General features: G+C 43.0%; 19 protein-coding genes. 18 read left to right on the top strand and 1 reads right to left on the bottom strand.

What is annotated here, in order from left to right:
* Nucleotides 1-8: 8 nt before the first annotated feature.
* The 5 genes from NSQ57_RS20330 (at nt 9) to NSQ57_RS20310 (ending at nt 1,804) form a co-directional block, all read left to right on the top strand.
* Entirely contained in the window at nt 9-389 is a 381-nt protein-coding gene (locus NSQ57_RS20330) for a hypothetical protein (protein ID WP_029518179.1), read from the top strand.
* A gap of 210 nt (nt 390-599) precedes the next feature.
* The gene (locus NSQ57_RS20325; protein ID WP_080658656.1) at nt 600-773 is read left to right on the top strand and encodes a DUF2281 domain-containing protein; all 174 of its coding nucleotides are present in this window, start codon (nt 600-602) and stop codon (nt 771-773) included.
* A complete protein-coding gene (locus tag NSQ57_RS20320) occupies nt 770-958 on the top strand; it encodes a hypothetical protein (protein WP_204366477.1) in 189 nt (62 codons plus the stop codon). The genes NSQ57_RS20325 and NSQ57_RS20320 overlap by 4 nt, the downstream gene beginning before the upstream one ends.
* Before the next feature lie 50 nt (nt 959-1,008).
* Nucleotides 1,009-1,146 carry a hypothetical protein gene (locus NSQ57_RS20315; RefSeq protein ID WP_239645226.1) on the top strand — a complete coding sequence of 46 codons (138 nt, stop codon included), beginning with the start codon at nt 1,009-1,011 and terminating at the stop codon, nt 1,144-1,146.
* Nucleotides 1,147-1,324: 178 nt separating this feature from the next.
* Complete coding sequence (locus NSQ57_RS20310) at nt 1,325-1,804, top strand: DinB family protein (RefSeq protein WP_340886364.1); 480 nt, start codon at nt 1,325-1,327, stop codon at nt 1,802-1,804.
* Nucleotides 1,805-1,976: 172 nt separating this feature from the next.
* Here NSQ57_RS20310 and NSQ57_RS20305 read toward each other — a convergent pair whose 3' ends face one another.
* On the bottom strand, nt 1,977-3,290 hold the full coding sequence (locus NSQ57_RS20305; protein WP_029518181.1) for a hypothetical protein: 1,314 nt from the start codon (nt 3,288-3,290) through the stop codon (nt 1,977-1,979).
* Between the two features lie 263 nt (nt 3,291-3,553).
* Here NSQ57_RS20305 and NSQ57_RS20300 point away from each other — a divergent pair, with 263 nt between their 5' ends.
* The 13 genes from NSQ57_RS20300 (at nt 3,554) to NSQ57_RS20240 (ending at nt 17,515) form a co-directional block, all read left to right on the top strand.
* Nucleotides 3,554-4,741 carry a M20 family metallopeptidase gene (locus NSQ57_RS20300; RefSeq protein WP_342425221.1) on the top strand — a complete coding sequence of 396 codons (1,188 nt, stop codon included), beginning with the start codon at nt 3,554-3,556 and terminating at the stop codon, nt 4,739-4,741.
* A gap of 28 nt (nt 4,742-4,769) precedes the next feature.
* Nucleotides 4,770-5,609: an enoyl-CoA hydratase/isomerase family protein gene (locus NSQ57_RS20295; protein WP_342425220.1), complete on the top strand. Its 840-nt coding sequence runs from the start codon at nt 4,770-4,772 to the stop codon at nt 5,607-5,609.
* A gap of 600 nt (nt 5,610-6,209) precedes the next feature.
* Nucleotides 6,210-6,581, top strand: coding sequence for a hypothetical protein (locus NSQ57_RS20290; protein ID WP_342425219.1), 372 nt, complete (start codon nt 6,210-6,212; stop codon nt 6,579-6,581).
* Nucleotides 6,582-6,620: 39 nt separating this feature from the next.
* Complete coding sequence (locus tag NSQ57_RS20285; protein WP_081317620.1) at nt 6,621-6,722, top strand: transposase; 102 nt, start codon at nt 6,621-6,623, stop codon at nt 6,720-6,722.
* A gap of 886 nt (nt 6,723-7,608) precedes the next feature.
* Nucleotides 7,609-9,048: a 6-phospho-beta-glucosidase gene (locus NSQ57_RS20280; protein ID WP_342425218.1), complete on the top strand. Its 1,440-nt coding sequence runs from the start codon at nt 7,609-7,611 to the stop codon at nt 9,046-9,048.
* 276 nt (nt 9,049-9,324) lie between these two features.
* Nucleotides 9,325-10,155: a PRD domain-containing protein gene (locus tag NSQ57_RS20275; protein WP_029518185.1), complete on the top strand. Its 831-nt coding sequence runs from the start codon at nt 9,325-9,327 to the stop codon at nt 10,153-10,155.
* A 251-nt stretch (nt 10,156-10,406) separates the two neighbouring features.
* On the top strand, nt 10,407-12,296 hold the full coding sequence (locus tag NSQ57_RS20270; RefSeq protein WP_029518186.1) for a beta-glucoside-specific PTS transporter subunit IIABC: 1,890 nt from the start codon (nt 10,407-10,409) through the stop codon (nt 12,294-12,296).
* A 220-nt stretch (nt 12,297-12,516) separates the two neighbouring features.
* Complete coding sequence (locus NSQ57_RS20265) at nt 12,517-14,007, top strand: alanine/glycine:cation symporter family protein (RefSeq protein ID WP_029518187.1); 1,491 nt, start codon at nt 12,517-12,519, stop codon at nt 14,005-14,007.
* A gap of 184 nt (nt 14,008-14,191) precedes the next feature.
* On the top strand, nt 14,192-14,761 hold the full coding sequence (locus NSQ57_RS20260; protein ID WP_039272725.1) for a bifunctional transcriptional activator/DNA repair enzyme AdaA: 570 nt from the start codon (nt 14,192-14,194) through the stop codon (nt 14,759-14,761).
* A gap of 16 nt (nt 14,762-14,777) precedes the next feature.
* Nucleotides 14,778-15,320: a methylated-DNA--[protein]-cysteine S-methyltransferase gene (locus tag NSQ57_RS20255; RefSeq protein WP_029518188.1), complete on the top strand. Its 543-nt coding sequence runs from the start codon at nt 14,778-14,780 to the stop codon at nt 15,318-15,320.
* Nucleotides 15,310-16,125 carry a radical SAM protein gene (locus tag NSQ57_RS20250; protein ID WP_165148462.1) on the top strand — a complete coding sequence of 272 codons (816 nt, stop codon included), beginning with the start codon at nt 15,310-15,312 and terminating at the stop codon, nt 16,123-16,125. Before NSQ57_RS20255 ends, NSQ57_RS20250 begins: the two co-directional genes overlap by 11 nt.
* Nucleotides 16,126-16,188: 63 nt before the next feature.
* Nucleotides 16,189-16,806, top strand: a complete 618-nt coding sequence (locus NSQ57_RS20245; RefSeq protein ID WP_342425217.1) for a DNA-3-methyladenine glycosylase 2 family protein — start codon at nt 16,189-16,191, stop codon at nt 16,804-16,806.
* 19 nt (nt 16,807-16,825) lie between these two features.
* On the top strand, nt 16,826-17,515 hold the full coding sequence (locus NSQ57_RS20240) for a DNA alkylation repair protein (protein WP_342425216.1): 690 nt from the start codon (nt 16,826-16,828) through the stop codon (nt 17,513-17,515).
* The last annotated feature ends 69 nt before the right edge of the window (nt 17,516-17,584 follow it).

The raw sequence follows: 17,584 nt of genomic DNA, 5'->3' as shown, positions 1-17,584 counted from the left end.
CATTTTCATTGAGCGATAAATTTACATTTAACAATCTGATTACCTATTTAGAAAAACAAAAAGTTTATAATAAAGATGTAATTGATAATTTGAAGAAAGTTAAAAATCTTAGGAATAAAGTTACGCATGGAACTCTCCCATTAATAACAGAATGGGATCCAGATGATCCAAGAAGTAGAGAGGAGAAATTGAATCTGCTAAGAGGAGTAAGTGAAATCCCAGAAGCAAACAAGATTAGTTTGAGAAGTGGTTCTGTGTATTTTGATTGTAGGGAATACGATCTGTCATTAAGATCACTCGATCCTGCAAGCAAGATTGCAGTTATTCAATTAGTATATATTCGAGAAATTTTGATGAGTATATTCAGTGATGAAATGCCCATCGTATAACATAATATTCACGCGGCGGGCATGCCCCTGGGCCCCGGCAGAGGGGTTTTATGGGAGTGGGAGCTGCCAGACACCCAGCATACGCTGGGTCGTGAATACAGAAATGTTATCTGAAATACCAGCAACACCAAACAACATAGGAAGCAGATGTTAGTTCCCTTCAGACTTTAGTGTATAATAAAGAACAAAGAAGTGCAGGAGGTATGCATAGTGAGCATTGAAGAGAAACTTATTCAAGACTTTTTGGCATTGCCTGATGACAAGAAAATTGAAGTGATTGATTTCGTTGAATTCCTAAAGAATCGTAGCAATAAGCAAATGGAGTCGATCATGGACGATATTGTGAATGAAAATATTGAGGCACTTAGGGAGTTAGCTAAATGAAGAGTCTTAGTCTGGGACAAATTCTTGAATTCCATACTAAGATTATTAAGGCAACTAGTGGCTCCGATGGAGTTAGAGATCTTGGACTAATTGAAAGTGCTCTAAAGAAAGCAGAAGCAGCTTTCGATGGACAGGAACTTTACGAAGGAAGTATAAAGGAAATATCTGTCATTACATTTGCTTAATAAAGAATCATGGATTTATTGATGGGAATAAACGAATAGGGGTAGCAACAATGCTGCTTTTACTACGTTTAAATGAGATTTCTGTAAAGTACGAGCAAGAAGAATTAGTTGAATTGGGATTGAAGACTGCAGAAGGTGAATTCACAGAAGAGAACATACAAAAATGGATAGAAGAGCATCAAGTGTAGAAGTGGCTTGGTGTTCTTTTTTTGTAAGAACGACTGAAGGTAATTCAAAGTAGGCCGTTACATCTAACATAATATTCATGCTGCGGACTTTCGTCCTGGGTCCGGCATTCGCTGAGTCGTGAATATAGGAACGTTATCCGAAAGAACCCTAAATCGATTAAGAGATGAGGAGCATTTGATGACCTATAAATCAATTTTAATAGATCAATTAACTGCATGTTATAACGAAAAGAGTTGGTTCATTCCTCTTGCGGATATACTGGATGATCTAACAGCAACGGAAGCAGTTACTGAGAATGACAATAAACAAACCATATGGTCTATAGTGAATCATCTTATTTATTGGAATGAAACATGGCTTGAGCGTTTTAAGGCAGGAGAATTTATATTAAATAATGCTATTAACAATGATGAGACATTTTCTTTGACTCAAGATCAATTGAATGATTTAGGCTGGAAGGAAACATTAAATAGACTTGAGAATGTATTTAGCAATTGGAGAGTTATTTTAGAAGAAACAGATGAATCAAAGCTCACAAAACAACTTTCAGAATATTTTAATGCTCCTTGGTGGGGAGTTGTTTCTAATTTAAGTATTCATAATGCATATCATATCGGACAAATCATGTTGTTAAAGAAACAAATTCGAGTTAAATAATGTTTTTAGGCTGTTCGCAGATGAGGGGGCAGCATATGCAGAGCTGGTCGTCCGGCCAGGAAGTGATTTGGCTTGGTAAATCAAGCTCAAAAAAAAGGCACGTTTTCAGTTTTGAAAATGTGCCTTTTTTGCCATTAATTTAAAATCGAAATGGCAAGCGTAACAATGAGTGTCATCTGCTTAATTTGCGCCCTTCTTTGTCAAGAAACAACAGTTCGTAGTATTTTTTGGGTCGCCCTTTACTGTTGTCTCGTTTTTCAAATACCGTTTGTACGTATTTACTTTCTTCAATTTTGTTAAGGATACGGTTTGCACCTCTGACGGTCATGGACAGGCAGCCAGCAACATCCTCAGAGGATAATTTATTTGTTCTCATGATTTCTGCATAGGACATGATTTTTTGCAAGTTGATGTTGTTTATTCCGATAGTTTTGGCTAACGCGATGATTTCCGGGTCCCCCTGTTCAGAGAACTGTATGACATTCATGCTCCGCATTGGGCCGATAACCTTCTGATCCTCGTTTATAAAAAAGCTGCAGCTGCCCGTAAAGGCTTCCGCCTGTCTGTGAGCTTTGGTGGCGTTAATGTTAGCTTGAAAATATTCATGTCCCGAGCCCCACCCGATCTTCACCTTGTCGCTTATGCGCTCTTCCAGATACTCCAGTAGGGTGCAGTTATGCGCGTTAGTGGTGATTTTCATGAAATTTCCGTAGGTGGTGTATAGTCTGACAAAGCCTTCCGAAATTTGGGCCGTGTCTGCCAGATTCACGCTGCGCAGAAACCTGCCGACAAGGACCTTTAGCTCATGAAGCTGCTCTTCAGATAGCGGATCCGCCGTTCTGGTCGATAAGCATGCGACAACTGCCCTCTGACTCTTAAGCTTGAGGATAGTAATCTCGTTGATGATCTCTCTTATGGTCTCTTTAACGTTTTCCAAAGTGGGCCGGATTAAGATATATCTGACTCCGTGCTTTTTGAGTTCTGGAACAAAGTGGCCGAACGCGGTGATGGACAAGTCTATTTTCTTGTCTTCCCATAGAGTGATATGGTTCTCCAGCATTGTCTCCACCCGTTCGAGCAGATCACCGCTGTCAATGGGCTTTCCCTCATGAGTCAGGTATTGCTGGAATTCGCTGAAAGACTTGATTATATACGCATAATCCACATAGATCCGGGATATATCAAGCCCAGGTTCTGTAACCAGCAGCCGGAAAAGTTCCCTGTAAAGCAGGTTTTCATCATCCTGCAAAATGTGAACAGGTACTTTTTCATCCAGGCATTCCTTATCGATTGACTCGTAAAGCATCCTGCCACTGATCACAAATCCATCCACCGAATCTAAGTTTTTGAGATAGATGTCTGTTGTTTCCCGGAAGTTACTGATTGTAAGAAACCTGAACTGACATAAGGGCCGCATTTCTTCTTCAATGGCGCGGAAATAGTCCATATGGGTCTCAGGCGTGATAATACCCAGCTTGATTTTCATGATAGATTCCTTTCATAAACAGTTCAATCAAAAGAGTTATATCACAATAAATGTGATATTTCAATGTTCCGGCAGCCTCTAAAATAATGTTCTTAAAATGTCTTATTTTATCTTGACAGCGAATGGATTTAAAAGTACGATAAAAGTGTTCTCAAAAAGTCTTAAAATATGAAGGGGGGAATGTTTACTCTGTTCTTACGTTCATTCAATTTGTGCTTTGGGAGATGTTTATTGTGATTGAAGAAGCTGGAGGTTTTTTGAGTATGGCCCATCAGCTGCAGGACAAATTGGTCAAGCACAGGCATCATCTTCATGCGGTTCCGGAACTTGATTTAAGTTTGCTGAGGACAACTGCCTACGTAAAAGAGGTGTTGGAGTCGATGGGGCTTGAGCCTACTCCCGTAGGAGAGTCAGGTCTAATGGTTACGATCGGCGGACAACATGCCGGGAAGGTGATCCTTATCCGTGCGGATATGGATGGGCTGCCCATTCAAGAAGAAACGGAGCTTTCTTTTGCGTCGTTGAACGGAAACATGCATGCATGCGGTCATGACTTGCATACTTCCATGCTGCTCGGAGCTGCGGAGATCCTGAAGGCCAACGAAGAGCAGCTTCGCGGGACGGTTAAGCTTATGTTTCAGCCGGGTGAAGAGACTCTGCACGGGGCAAAGATGATGCTTGAGAATGGGATTCTTGATAATCCTAAGGTGAATGCAGCCATGATGCTTCATGTGTTGACCGGAATGCCAATTCCTATCGGGCAATTTGTAGTGCCTGAGGCCGGTGGAGCTATCTCAGCTTCCTCTGATTGGTTCGAAATCATCATCCGCGGAAGGGGTGCACATGGAGCAATGCCGAGTGCCGCGGTCGATCCGTTAAATGTGGCTGCTCATCTTCATCTGGCGCTGCAGGGTATTCTCAGCCGTGAAATTCCGCCAGTTGAGAGTGCCGTCCTTACCATTGGCGTGATGGAAGGCGGAAGTACAAACAACGTGATTCCCGATACGGCCAGAATGAAAGGAAGCGTACGCACATTTAACGCCGCATTGCGGGACAAAATGGAAACCCGTATCCACGACATTTCTGCAGGTATCGGAGAAACTTTTCAGGCAAAGGTGGATGTGATCTATACCAGGGGATGTCCTGAGGTGAAAACGGACAGCGGGCTTAACCGTCAAATGAGAACTACGATTGCAAACACTTTTGGCGCCAGTTCCTTAATCGGTATAACCCAATTGATACCCGGCGGGAAATTAATGGGATCGGAAGACTTCGCATTTGTCTCACAAGCGGTGCCAAGTACCTCAGTATTTCTTAACGCAGGCAATACCGAGGAAGGCTATGGTTACCCTGTGCACCATCCAAAGACGATGTTCTCGGATGAGGTGCTGTACAAAGGGGCTGCGGCTTACGCTGCTTTCGCCAGAGATTGGCTTGAAAGTAATAGATAATATCTCAACAAAACCAGGAGGAATTGAAATGACAGAGAGACGTATGATTGGACCAACCAAATTTGAAGAGTACTCGGAGAAATACAAGGAATTTCTATTAATGACCCGCCGTGCCGGAATCATCGAAGTACGGTTGCATACCGACGGAGGGCCGTACAAGCATTCTTGGGAAGCCCATACGGCATGGTCCCATGCATGGTCAGATGTTGGCCGCGACCCTGAGAACGAGGTAATGATTATTTCAGGAACAGGGGATAAATGGGTAATAGGGGACCCTGAGGTCTGGAATACAAAATTTATGGACTGGCCGAAGCAAAAGAAGCTCGAACAGTATCATGAATCGCTGAGACTGCTTGAAAATTTGATATTCTGCATTGACATCCCCACCATCGGGGCGATCAACGGGCCGGGAACGCACTGTGAACTCGCAACTCTCTGCGATATTACCATTTGTACTGAAGACGCGGACTTTTTTGATCCTCATTATCTGGGAGGCACACCTCCCGGAGATGGAATGCTGCTCACACTGCAGAACATGATCGGTTTCAAGAAAGCAGCATATTACGCATACACCGGCAAGAATATCAATGGTCAAACCGCCTTGGACCTGGGCATCGTTAGTGAAGTCCTGCCCCGGGAAAAGCTTCTTCCTCGCGCATGGGAGCTTGCGGAGATGATCATGCAGGCACCGCGTTCAACAAGACATCTGTCCCACTCCATTATATCCCGTCCATGGAAACAAGCCCTGGTCAGTGATCAAGGGTTCCAGCTTGCCCACCAAATGTACGACATGGCCATTGATGAAGAAGGAGCTCTGGAGCGGCTGAAAAAAATGCAAGGACGTCTAATGGGCAAAGAAGTTCATTAGAGCTATGGCGGGACCTACACGATTCGTAGAATACTCGGAGAAGTACAAGGACTTGTTCTTCATGACAGAAATTGATCAATACCGCGAAGCTAAAAATATATCTACCGGATACATTTACACTGTGCTCTATAAGAAAATAAAAGGCATGAATTATTAAAAGATAAGAAAGATTATTGTCTGAATTGAATCCGTATCGTTAAATTACTTTAGATATTCTGAGGACGTTTTTAATTCAAGCTATATGTGGTTAATAACTGCCATAAGACACTTTGAAACAACAATTAAAAATAACACTAACGAGACGACGCTGCAGAAAATATGTAGTGTCGCTTTTTTAGAGGTTACATGTGAAAATCTCTATTCTTAATTTTATTTATGAAAAGATAAAAACTAGATCAGCTAATTAATTTGTTACCCGAAAGGAGAAGGGGATATATTCCTAAAGAGGAAAACCGCATTTTCAGCACGGTGTTTCTTGTCGAGCAACCGTATCTGATAACGGACTGTGGGCCAGAAGTCAAACTTAGCATTGCATTATAGCCGAGTGATTTACGCTTTGGAGGTTGGTAATATTGATTACCAGGAAGGGAGGTTTTCTACATGGAATCTTTAATGTGGAATAATAAAAACTGGCTACAAGAAGACCAAGAATTCTCACCAAAACGGAGAGTAGATAATAAAATCAGCTGGCAAAGGCCTCACATCATCGGAAGTTTTCACAGTAGAAAGATGAAGCGTACTGTCGAGTACCACTCATTGAATGAGTGTTTATTTTATTATTTTCTAGAGGTGGATGTTTCAACATTATATTACTATGTTCAACCCGTTGAAGTCCCCATCCCATATAAAACAAAAAAATTAGAGAAAAAATTTTGGTTACATGTGCCTGATGTTCTGGTATTTCGAAATGGTTATCCTCCTTTGTTATATCAGATAAAAGAGGCACCAGATGTGGTTCATAACATTAAATGAGACTAATTATATTGTCAAATGAGATAGGAACATCTACGCCTGCACCTGGTCTTTCTTCCGCCCTATAGTCCCAACCTAAATCCAGTAGAGGGGCTATGGCTGTGGCTTAAATCCAATGTGGCGAATAACGTGTTTTTTTAGAGGTTTTATAAGATTAAGCTTCATGTCGGCCAGTTTATGAAACGGATTAACAACTGGAAACAATTCGAGTTTTGAATATTTTGGAAGATACTATTTAAAATGTCATTTCATTTGAACATCCAAATAGAAAGGTATTTGATTATGATATTCATTAACAAAAAACTATTAATAAGCTAACTGAATCGCATAGAGAACCTAACATGCTTATCTGCTATTCAACTCCTCAAAGCCTTTCGGCTTGGACAAGTCGAGCTATATTACTCCTAAATAATGGTAAAATTATTATCCTTTTCCTCAATCTATTTTCCACTAAAGTAGTACAGAAAGTTGAATTTGAAGTAGCTGATTTACAAGAACAAAAATATCATTCCATATATCTGTCTTCTGCAATATGGTCATTTAACATTAAAGGACAGCATTGGAGGTTCAAGATAATCAAAAAAATTCTTCCTCTTGGCTCTATGCAAAGGGATTTTCTAAATTTCTTGCAACAAAATATCTTAAAATAGCGACTGAGTAGATCGGCGATCTTCGAAAACACGTGCCCTTCCAGACAAAGACGAACAGCCAGGTATCTTTCGTAAAGTCGTTTATCTGGGGTTTCCTTCATGGTTCAATTCATTACCCAATAGGCATTTGAATTAATGCTGTTGTATGATATAACCCACAGGGGCTGCGTGTCATTTATCAAATGAATTTGACAGGTTCCCAAATCTTTGTTAGAGTTTCAATCAAATACGTATAACCTTTTCATGGGATGTTACCGATAGGGCATAACCTGAATTGGCTTGTTTACACTGTAAGTGTACACAGGCTGGTTTGGGTTTTTTTATTGTCTGTCACCCTTCGCTACCCCTTTTATTACACATTTGGAAGGAGAATGTTTATGTCCAGTTATATTTTTCCTAAAGACTTTTTATGGGGCGGTGCTCTTGCTGCCAATCAGGCCGAGGGTGCTTATTTGGAGAACGGTAAAGGATTGAGTCTGGTGGATCTACTGCCTACCGGAGAGAAGAGAAGAAGCATAATGAAAGGGAATGTTCCTTCACTGACTCCACTTGAAAGCGAATTCTATCCTTCCCACCAAGCCATTGATTTCTATCATCACTATTGTGAGGATATCGCGCTATTTGCAGAAATGGGATTTAAGGCGCTGCGTGTTTCCATTGCCTGGGCTCGTATTTTTCCAACAGGAGAAGACGCTACTCCCAATGAAGCAGGTTTGCAATTCTACGATGATTTGTTCGACGAGTTGCATAAACATGGCATTCAGCCAGTCGTTACTCTCGCTCATTTTGACGTGCCAGTGGATCTGGTCGAGAAGTATGGAAGCTGGCGGAGCCGGAAGCTGGTAGGTCTGTTTGAAACCTATGCCAAAACAGTATTCACCCGCTATAAGGATAAAGTGAAGTACTGGATGACATTTAACGAGATTAACATGCTTCTCCATTTGCCGTTTCTCGGCGCCGGTCTTGTTTTTCAAGAAGGTGAAAACGTTAAACAAATTCAGTACCAGGCTGCACATCATCAGCTTGTTGCAAGTGCGCTGGCTGTAAAAGCGTGTCACGAGATTATCCCAGATGCGAAGATTGGCTGTATGCTTGCTGCCGGCAGCTTCTATCCGTATACGTGTAATCCCGAAGATGTATATCAGGGCATGGAAAAAGACCGCGAGTCCTACTTCTTCATTGATGTTCAGTCACGCGGCGAATATCCTGGTTATGCGAAGCGCTTCTTTAAGGATCATGGATTAAACATTGAGATGGAATCAGGCGACGCAGCCATTCTGAAAGATCACACCGTTGACTATATCGGATTCAGCTATTATTCAAGCCGGACGACCAGCACAGACCCGGAAATCGTCAAGAATATGACCAGTGGTAATGTATTCGGCTCCGTAGCCAATCCATATTTGGATAAGTCCGAATGGGGCTGGACGATCGATCCCAAAGGATTCCGCATCACAGCCAACCAATTGCATGATCGTTACCAAAAGCCTCTGTTCGTAGTGGAAAACGGTTTTGGTGCCAATGATGTGGTTTCGCCTGAAGGAGAAGTTAACGACGATTACCGGATCGACTATCTCAAGCGGCATATTGCCGAAATGGGTGAGGCTCTTCAAGACGGAGTCGAAATTATCGGTTACACAAGTTGGGGACCTATTGACATTGTCAGCGCTTCCTCAGGAGAGATGAAAAAACGTTACGGTTATATTTATGTGGACCGCGACAACGAAGGCGAAGGTTCGTTGAAACGGATTAAAAAGAAAAGCTTCCACTGGTACAAAAACGTAATTCATTCCGACGGAGAAAATCTGGGCGAATAATCGTACCACAAGTAAATAGGATCGGACATCCCGGGCCCACGGGGATTTCCGATCTTCGTTTCTTCATTGAAAGCGTTGACAATCGTTCCTCTTCGGGCTATACTTGACGCAATTCCATCATTTTTAGGATTGTTACTGCGTAGCAGGCAAAACCTAAGCCACAAATAAGAAGATGTTACAGTCTTGTTTATTTGGCGTGCTTCGGTTTTTTTCTGTTTACAATAAAGAGGATGGAGCAAGTGTGGCTCTTGCTGGCATATGGAACGGGGGATCAAGATGAACATAGCAAAGGTCATTAACAACAATGTAATCAGCGTCTACCAGACGGACGGTACCGAACTCGTGGTGATGGGTCGGGGGATTGCTTTTAAGAAAAAGCCTGGAGACAAAGTAGACGAAACCAGAATTCAGAAGGTATTTGCTCTGAAAAACAAACAGACGTCCGATAACTTTAAAATGCTGTTACGTGAGGTACCGCTTGATTTGATCATGATTGTAGAGGAAGTCATAAATGACGCCAAGCATAATCTGAATAGAAAGCTGAACGAAAATATTTATGTTTCGCTGACCGATCATATCAATTTCGCTGTTGAAAGATACCGGGAAGGATTGGAAATCAAAAACGCGTTGTTGTGGGAAATCAAGCAGCTATACAAAGAAGAATTTGCGATAGGTCTGAAAACGCTGGAACAAATCAAACAAAAGCTTGATATTGAACTGCCTGTGGATGAAGCAGCTTATATTGCCCTTCACATCGTAAATGCTGAAATGAACGAGGAAGTCATTACAACCATGAGTATCACGAAGTTTATCCAGCAAATTATCAATATCGCAAAGTACCATTTTAAGGTTGATTTTGACGAGGATTCTTTGAGTTATTTCCGCTTTATTACGCATCTGAAATTTTTCGCCCAGCGCGTATTTAAGGGAAATCACTATGAAAATAACTATGACCATTTGTATGACATGATTAAGGAAAAGCACAAGGAAGCAGCCGCTTGTACTGAGAAAATCGGAACCTTTGTAAAAAAAGAATACAATCACGAATTGACGAACGAAGAAAAGCTGTATTTGACTGTGCATATTGAACGAGTGGTGAACAGATAAGTTGAACTTTTTTAGTAAAAAAGAATCAAAAATATATATTAAAATGTTTTTGTTGACAAATATGGTAGATTAAATGTATTATGTGAGTAACAGGAATTTAATAATTTTTAACTGGGATTGTTACTGGTTATGCAGGCAAAACCTAAGTCATGAAAAATTGCGGGACTCAAGTGCCCACCATTTTTCAAGGCTTAGGTTTTTTGTGTGCCTAAATATGGTAAAAAGCCCCTTAGAACATGGAGGTGTCCATCATGAGTTATGAACAACTTGCTAAAGAAATTGTGCACCTGGTAGGCGGCGAAAAAAATGTAGTATCGCTCGTACACTGCGCCACGCGCCTGCGTTTTGTACTAAAAGATGAGGCAAAAGCAGACAAGGCAAAGCTGGAGAAAACTGATGGAATTATTACGGTCAAGCAGAGCGGTGGCCAGTTCCAGGTTGTGGTCGGCAACAAAGTACCAGAAGTGTATAATGCCATCGGCCAAGTATCCAACATTTTAAATGAAACTGGAAAAGAAGATCATTCAGCTAAAGGCAAGAAAGGGTTTGGCGCTGTAATCGACGTAATTTCCAGTATTTTTGCACCGTTGCTCGGAGTTATGGCGGGGTCCGGTATTTTGAAAGGTCTACTGCTGATTGCGAGTAACCTCGGCTGGTTGGTTCCGAAAGACACTACTTATATGATTTTGTATGCTGCGGCTGACAGCTTGTTTTATTTCCTGCCGCTCTTGTTAGCGGTTACAACGGCACGGAAATTTGGAGGTAATATCTTCGTTGCTCTGACCATCGCCGGAGGGCTGCTTTACCCGACCATTGTCACGTTGAAAACAGAAGGTACACCTACAGACTTTTTCGGTATTCCTATTGTGATGATGAGTTATTCATCTACCGTTATTCCGATAATTTTAGCCGTTATCGTCATGAGTAAGCTGGAAAAATGGTGCAATCGCGTGATCCATGAGAGTGTCAAAAACTTTATTACACCTTTGATTCTACTTGTAATTATGCTTCCTCTGACCCTGATGGTTTTTGGTCCAGTCGGGGTGTATGTGGGCAACGCAATCGCTACCGCGCTCGTTGCTGCGTTCAGCTTTAGTCCGCTGCTGGCTGGAGCAATTCTTGGTGCTTGCTGGCAGTTGCTCGTTATTTTCGGTGTTCACTGGGGTCTTGTACCTGTATTCATTAATAATATTGCTGTTAATGGCAGAGACGGGATCAAACCTTCCGCTGCGGCATCCATCTTTGCTCAAACCGGCGCTTCGTTCGGTGTTATGCTGAAAACGAAAAATAAAAAGCTGAAAACACTAGCGGGTTCCGCTACACTTACCGCTTTGTTCGGCATCACGGAGCCAGCAGTTTATGGGGTTACGCTGCCGTTGAAACGTCCGTTTATTGCAGGTATTATCGGTGGTGCTGTCGGTGGTGCCATTATCGGTCAAGCGGGAACGCAAGCATTTGCCTCCGGCGCACCTGGATTGCTGACCTTGCCGATCTTTTACGGTCCTGGCGGACAAGGCTTCCCAGGATTGATTTTAGGGATTACCGTTTCATTCCTGGTGTCGGCCATTTTGACTTATATTTTAGGTTTTGAAGATCCAGTTGAAGAAGAGGAAACTACTAACAATTCGGCTAAAGAATCGACATCTACAGTTGCAGTTTCTAATGAAGAGGTACTGAGCCCGATTGAAGGAACGGTGGTCGCTCTGTCGGAGGTTCCCGATCCAGCATTTGCTTCGGAAGCTATGGGTAAAGGTATCGCCATCCAACCGACAACGGGCAGAGTCGTAGCCCCGTTCGATGGAACCATCACCGTGGCGTTCAAGAAAAAACATGCGCTTGCAGTTGTTTCGCATCATGGCGCAGAAGTTCTGATTCACGTCGGAGTAGATACGGTCAAGCTGGACGGTAAACATTTTACATCCCATATCAAAGAAGGCGATCAGGTGAAAGCTGGGGACCTACTGCTTGAGTTTGATGTTGAGCAAATCAGGGCAGAGGGTTATCCTACGATTACGCCAGTTATCATTACGAATTCTTCCGAATATACTGAAGTCCTTCCAATCGCTCAAGGAGAGGTAACGGAGCAGGCCCCGCTGTTGAAACTGTCTAGCGCTCTGAATGAGAAAGAAAGCATTGCCTAAATGTCTTAAGGACAAGGCTCTGATGATCCATATTCCCGGATCATCAGAGCTTTTTTGTCGTCCTTTCAGGTAGCAGATAAGTCGATTTGTAATTGACAATATGTCAATTAAATTAGCTTGTACGGTTGTAAAAACTATTCTATAATTTCTTGTAAATATGAAAAATTTTCTGAAAACATTAACTGAATATGAATTGATGGATCAGGGGGAAATGCAAGGAATGTTAGAGAAGTGGGCAGAGGCAGTAAATGGCGTCATTTGGAGCAATCCTGTGGTATATGTCTGTTTGAGCGTGGGGCTATTATTTTCAATTATGACTCGATTTCTGCAAATCAGACATTTCAAAGAGATGATTCGCCTTGTCTTTAAAGGGAAAAGTTCTGAGGCAGGTGTATCCTCATTTCAGGCCTTTACGATGGCGTTATCAGGACGTGTAGGAACGGGGAATATTGCGGGGATTGCACTGGCAGTCGGTATGGGAGGACCCGGGGCAATATTTTGGATGTGGGTCATGGCTTTTATCGGATCGGCCACTGCGTTTGTTGAATCTACACTGGCTCAGATCTATAAGGTAAAGCGTGATGGTCAGTATCGAGGCGGCCCGGCCTTTTATATTGAAAAAGGGACAGGCTTAAAATGGTTTGCGGTTATTTTCGCAGTTGTAGCGTTGGTCGCTATGTGTTTACTGTTGCCGGGAACTCAATCGAATTCGATTGCGGTAGCTTTTCATAGTTCGTTTGGTATGGATATGAAGGTTTCCGGGATAGTAGTTGTGGTGTTGCTGGCGCTTATCATATTTGGTGGTGTAAAAAGAATTGCCAATGTGGCACAGGTAGTCATACCCTTTATGGCACTTGGCTACATCCTTGTCTCTTTCTATATTATGATGACGAACATTACTGCGCTTCCCGATGTATTTGCCCTTATTTTTCGCAGTGCCTTCGGTATCGATTCAGTGTTCGGTGGTATAGCAGGGACAGCCATTGCCTGGGGGGTAAAACGAGGCATTTATTCGAATGAAGCAGGACAAGGCTCTGGTGCCCATCCAGCCGCCGCCGCAGAAGTGTCTCATCCGGCAAAGCAAGGACTGGTTCAAGCATTTTCTGTATATGTAGATACCTTTTTAGTCTGTACGTCTACGGCTTTCATGGTCTTGTTTACAGGGATGTACAATGTGAAGGGACCAGGTGGGGGCTATATTGTGCAGCATCTTCCGGGTGTTGAAGAAGGAACTCAATATACACAATCTGCCATCGAATCGGTATTTCCGGGTTTTGGGTCGAGTCTTTTGTCCATTACATTGTTCTTTTTCGCCTTTACCACCATTATCGCCTATTATTATATCGCTGAAACGAATATGGCCTACCTGATTGCCGATCGTAAAGCCAAATGGCCTATGTTCCTGTTAAAGCTGGTTATTCTGGGTTCGACATTCTATGGAACGGTTGTCAAGGAATCTGCGTTGGCGTGGACACTGGGGGATGTGGGGGTCGGTATTATGATGTGGGTGAATCTGATTGCTATGATCCTCCTGGCCAAGCCTGCGCTTCTGGTGCTTAAGGATTACGAACGGCAACGGAGGCAAGGGATAGACCCGGTATTTGATCCGAAGAAGGCAGGGATTTCAAATGCCGATTACTGGTCAAAGGAATATCAGCCTCCTTCAGATGAGTTGACGATCACCGCTAAACCAAGCAAGCTTCAAGCCTAATAAGATAGAGAAGTAAGATCAAAGGTGGCTCCGCGGGGAGTCATCTTTTTTTCGTTATCTTGCCTTTACATTCCAAGAAGGGTACATATGTTCACTATTTAGTTTATAATTTAGACAGAGGGATTTTGAATAATCCTGCCATAGATATGTGGGAGGTCACATTTGCATCAGAGAGGTGATTTGAATGAGTACATCCGATTTATCCATAACTGACGACAAGTGGAGAGCTATCGTAGAAAACGACAAGTCTTATGACGGGATATTTTTGTACGCCGTGAAGACAACGGGAATATTTTGTCGCCCCTCCTGCAAATCCCGACCTCCCAAAAGAGAGAACATCCGTATATTTAAAACAGCGGAACAGGCATTGGCTGAGCATTTCCGTCCATGCAAAAGGTGTAAACCGACAGGACAACGATTGCCTGATCATGAATGGATCGCACGGGTTACAGAATACGTGAATTCTAACTATATGAAGGACTTAACATTGCACATCCTAGCTGAGATAAGTCATGGAAGTCCGTATCATTTACATCGTACCTTCAAGCGGGTCATGCATCTAACCCCGATGGAATATATACAGCAGACCAGGTTGGAACAAGCGAAGGAGCTGCTCATCTGCTCAGATATATCTGTTGCGGAAGTGGGGGAGAACGTAGGTCTGTCCAATGCACCTTACTTTATTACGTTATTTAAAAAGAATACAGGCTACACCCCATTGCAATATCGCCAACTCAAATCGAAAGCAACATAAAATGGAGGTACACAGCATGGCACATCAAATAAATAAAACGATCTATTGGTCATTGTTGACACATGAGGATTGGAATTTATATATTGCAGCTACATCGGAAGGATTATGTTATGTGGGCTCGCCCAATCATCCTGTAGAGGAATTGTTTTCATGGGCAGGAAGTCGATTTCCCGGTAGCCCTTTAGTTGAAGAGGATGCCGCTTTACAGCCCTATGCCAAGGAGCTGATTGAATATTTCCAAGGGGAGCGCACCCAATTTACATTGCCCTTTGACTTTCAGGGGACTGCATTCCAGCTGGCGGTTTGGAATGCGTTGTGTGATATTCCGTATGGGGAAACACTATCCTATTCAGATATTGCCAACGCTATTCAAAAACCAGCCTCTGTTCGTGCGGTGGGGGCCGCCATCGGTGCTAATCCGATTTTGGTTACGGTCCCTTGTCATCGGGTCATTGGTAAAAATGGAGCTATGACCGGATATCGTGGTGGTTTGGACATGAAGGTTAAGCTTTTGCAGCTCGAAAAGGAAAGAGTGGCGTTGGTTCAGTATGAAAAATGAGTATTACAAATCCCCAAAGACACTTCTGAATAAAGGGACCGGCTTCTTGTCAGGGTATACACACTCGTTGAACCCGTATACAGGTTGTACCTTTGGTTGCTCGTATTGCTATGTACGCCAATTGCCAGTCTCCACATTTCGGAAGGAAGCGTGGGGGACATGGGTTGATATTAAAAATCAGGCGGCAGATATTCTTCGCAAGGAACTTCGTAGAGCCAAATCCAAAGGTAAAGTCACGATTTTCATGTCGTCAAGCACAGATCCTTATCAGCCTGCTGAGTACAAGGAAGAGGTGACCCGGTCTCTGCTGGAGGTGATGGTGGATGAGCCACCAGATTTTCTCTTTTTACAGACGCGCAGTCCACTGGTACGGCGGGATACCGATTTACTGCTCCGATTGGGGGATCGTGTTCGTGTAAGTATGACTGTAGAAACAGATCGAGAAGATATACGCAAACATTTTACCCCGGAAGCTCCTCCCATCCAGGCTCGTCTCCAAACGCTGCATCTCTTAAAGGAGGCAGGTGTACCGACGCAAGCTACGATTGCTCCGATGCTTCCAAGCAGTGAACATTTTGCAGACAAGCTCGTGCCTCTGGTCAACCGTGTCTGTATTGATGATTATTTTATGGGAGATGGCAGTGGGGGGAGACGAACGCGTAGCTTAAAAATAGGTGCGCTGTACGAGTCATTGGGGCTGGAAGAATGGTATCATCCTGCTGCCTATAAGACGGTTTATGAACGTTTTCTCCATGTTTTCCCGAAAGAACAGCTCTACGTGAGCAAAGAAGGATTCGAACCTTGATGCAACAGCAGTCTATGCCATTGAATCAAGAGTAGACCATATAAGGGGGCAGCGGGAGAACGAATGCAAACTGTAATGACCAAAAACTTTGACTATGGGGAAAAGGAAATCAATTATCTAAAAAACGTAGATACCGTACTTGGTGCAGCGATGACGCAATTGGGCAAGGTAGAACGGGTGATCATTCCCGACCTGTTTGCGGCGCTCGTTCATGCGATTGTGGGACAGCTTATATCGGCCAAGGCGGTTCAAACCATATGGGCAAGGATGCAGGAGAAGTTAGGCGTGATCACTCCACAAAATATAGTCGTTCAAACGGCTTTAGATATTCAAAGCTGTGGTATCACCATGAAAAAGGCCACATGTATCCTTAATATAGCCCAAACGATCGAGCAGGGCTTGTTGGATTTACAGGAATTATATGAGCTTTCCGATGCACAGGTGATCCAGAAATTGTCCTCGCTGCAAGGGATAGGGCCTTGGACGGCTGAAATGATGCTGATTAATTGCATGGAGCGTCCAGATGTTGTCAGTTGGGGCGATATGGCTATTCGACGGGGAATGATGAAGCTGTACCAACTAGATACATTGACCAAGCAGCAATTTGAGGAGTACCGCCGAGTCTATTCGCCTTATGGTTCGGTGGCCTCTATTTATTTGTGGAGTATTTCATTTCGTTAAAAATCAGGGAGTGGAAACGATGGAGAAAACAATTAGGGAACAGATACTGTCATATGTGGATGTGGATTTTCAGAAATTTACGGCTGCATTGCTTCCGACGATTAATAATGTGCTGGGTGTACGTCTGCCAATGCTGCGTAAGCTAGCTCAAAATATCGCCAAAGGGGATTGGCGTCTCTATCTGGAGACTGCTGAAAGTGATCACTTCGAAGAAGTCATGCTGCAAGGCATGGTGATTGGTTCTGTAAAAACGGATATAGAGGAAGTTTTGAGTTATACCGCCAGGTTTGTTCCTAAAATTGATAATTGGTCCGTATGTGACAGTTTCTGTGCTGGATTGAAGATCACGAAGCAACATAAAGAACGAGTGTGGGAGTTTATTCAACCCTACTTGCTCTCCAAGAAAGAATATGAAATTCGGTTTGGTGTGGTTATGCTTCTGAATTTTTATATTGAGGAACAGTATATGAACCGGGTGCTTACTTTACTGGATCAGACCCATCGTGAGGATTATTATGTACAAATGGCGGTAGCATGGGCGATATCGATCTGTTATATCAAGCTGCCTGAGGCAACGATGGCGTATTTAAATCATAATACATTGGATGATTTTACTTTCAATAAAGCTCTGCAAAAAATCACGGAATCATATCGGGTGGATCAGGCCACAAAAACGACCATCCGCAGTATGAAGCGAAAAAGAAAATAGGATCGGCTCCCAGCTGTAAGTGTTATACTGAAAAAAACATACGTGTATAAGATCGACAGGAGGGGAGTC

It is taken from the genome of Paenibacillus sp. FSL L8-0502 (genome assembly GCF_038593055.1).
In the GTDB taxonomy this organism is placed as follows: Bacteria; Bacillota; Bacilli; order Paenibacillales; family Paenibacillaceae; genus Paenibacillus; species Paenibacillus polymyxa_D.
Note: the sequence above shows the minus strand (reverse complement) of the source record. Positions and strands in the feature narration are given on the sequence as shown.

Excerpts from the sequence above, each read along its gene's own strand:
- NSQ57_RS20290 (WP_342425219.1), top strand. The coding sequence starts at position 6,210 with ATGGAATCTTTAATGTGGAATAATAAAAACTGGCTACAAGAAGACCAA.
- NSQ57_RS20245 (WP_342425217.1), top strand. The coding sequence starts at position 16,189 with ATGCAAACTGTAATGACCAAAAACTTTGACTATGGGGAAAAGGAAATC.
- NSQ57_RS20260 (WP_039272725.1), top strand. The coding sequence starts at position 14,192 with ATGAGTACATCCGATTTATCCATAACTGACGACAAGTGGAGAGCTATC.
- NSQ57_RS20265 (WP_029518187.1), top strand. The coding sequence starts at position 12,517 with ATGTTAGAGAAGTGGGCAGAGGCAGTAAATGGCGTCATTTGGAGCAAT.
- NSQ57_RS20250 (WP_165148462.1), top strand. The coding sequence starts at position 15,310 with ATGAAAAATGAGTATTACAAATCCCCAAAGACACTTCTGAATAAAGGG.
- NSQ57_RS20240 (WP_342425216.1), top strand. The coding sequence starts at position 16,826 with ATGGAGAAAACAATTAGGGAACAGATACTGTCATATGTGGATGTGGAT.
- NSQ57_RS20255 (WP_029518188.1), top strand. The coding sequence starts at position 14,778 with ATGGCACATCAAATAAATAAAACGATCTATTGGTCATTGTTGACACAT.
- NSQ57_RS20280 (WP_342425218.1), top strand. The coding sequence starts at position 7,609 with ATGTCCAGTTATATTTTTCCTAAAGACTTTTTATGGGGCGGTGCTCTT.
- NSQ57_RS20305 (WP_029518181.1), bottom strand. The coding sequence starts at position 3,290 with ATGAAAATCAAGCTGGGTATTATCACGCCTGAGACCCATATGGACTAT.
- NSQ57_RS20320 (WP_204366477.1), top strand. The coding sequence starts at position 770 with ATGAAGAGTCTTAGTCTGGGACAAATTCTTGAATTCCATACTAAGATT.
- NSQ57_RS20295 (WP_342425220.1), top strand. The coding sequence starts at position 4,770 with ATGACAGAGAGACGTATGATTGGACCAACCAAATTTGAAGAGTACTCG.
- NSQ57_RS20270 (WP_029518186.1), top strand. The coding sequence starts at position 10,407 with ATGAGTTATGAACAACTTGCTAAAGAAATTGTGCACCTGGTAGGCGGC.
- NSQ57_RS20275 (WP_029518185.1), top strand. The coding sequence starts at position 9,325 with ATGAACATAGCAAAGGTCATTAACAACAATGTAATCAGCGTCTACCAG.
- NSQ57_RS20310 (WP_340886364.1), top strand. The coding sequence starts at position 1,325 with ATGACCTATAAATCAATTTTAATAGATCAATTAACTGCATGTTATAAC.
- NSQ57_RS20315 (WP_239645226.1), top strand. The coding sequence starts at position 1,009 with ATGCTGCTTTTACTACGTTTAAATGAGATTTCTGTAAAGTACGAGCAA.
- NSQ57_RS20300 (WP_342425221.1), top strand. The coding sequence starts at position 3,554 with ATGGCCCATCAGCTGCAGGACAAATTGGTCAAGCACAGGCATCATCTT.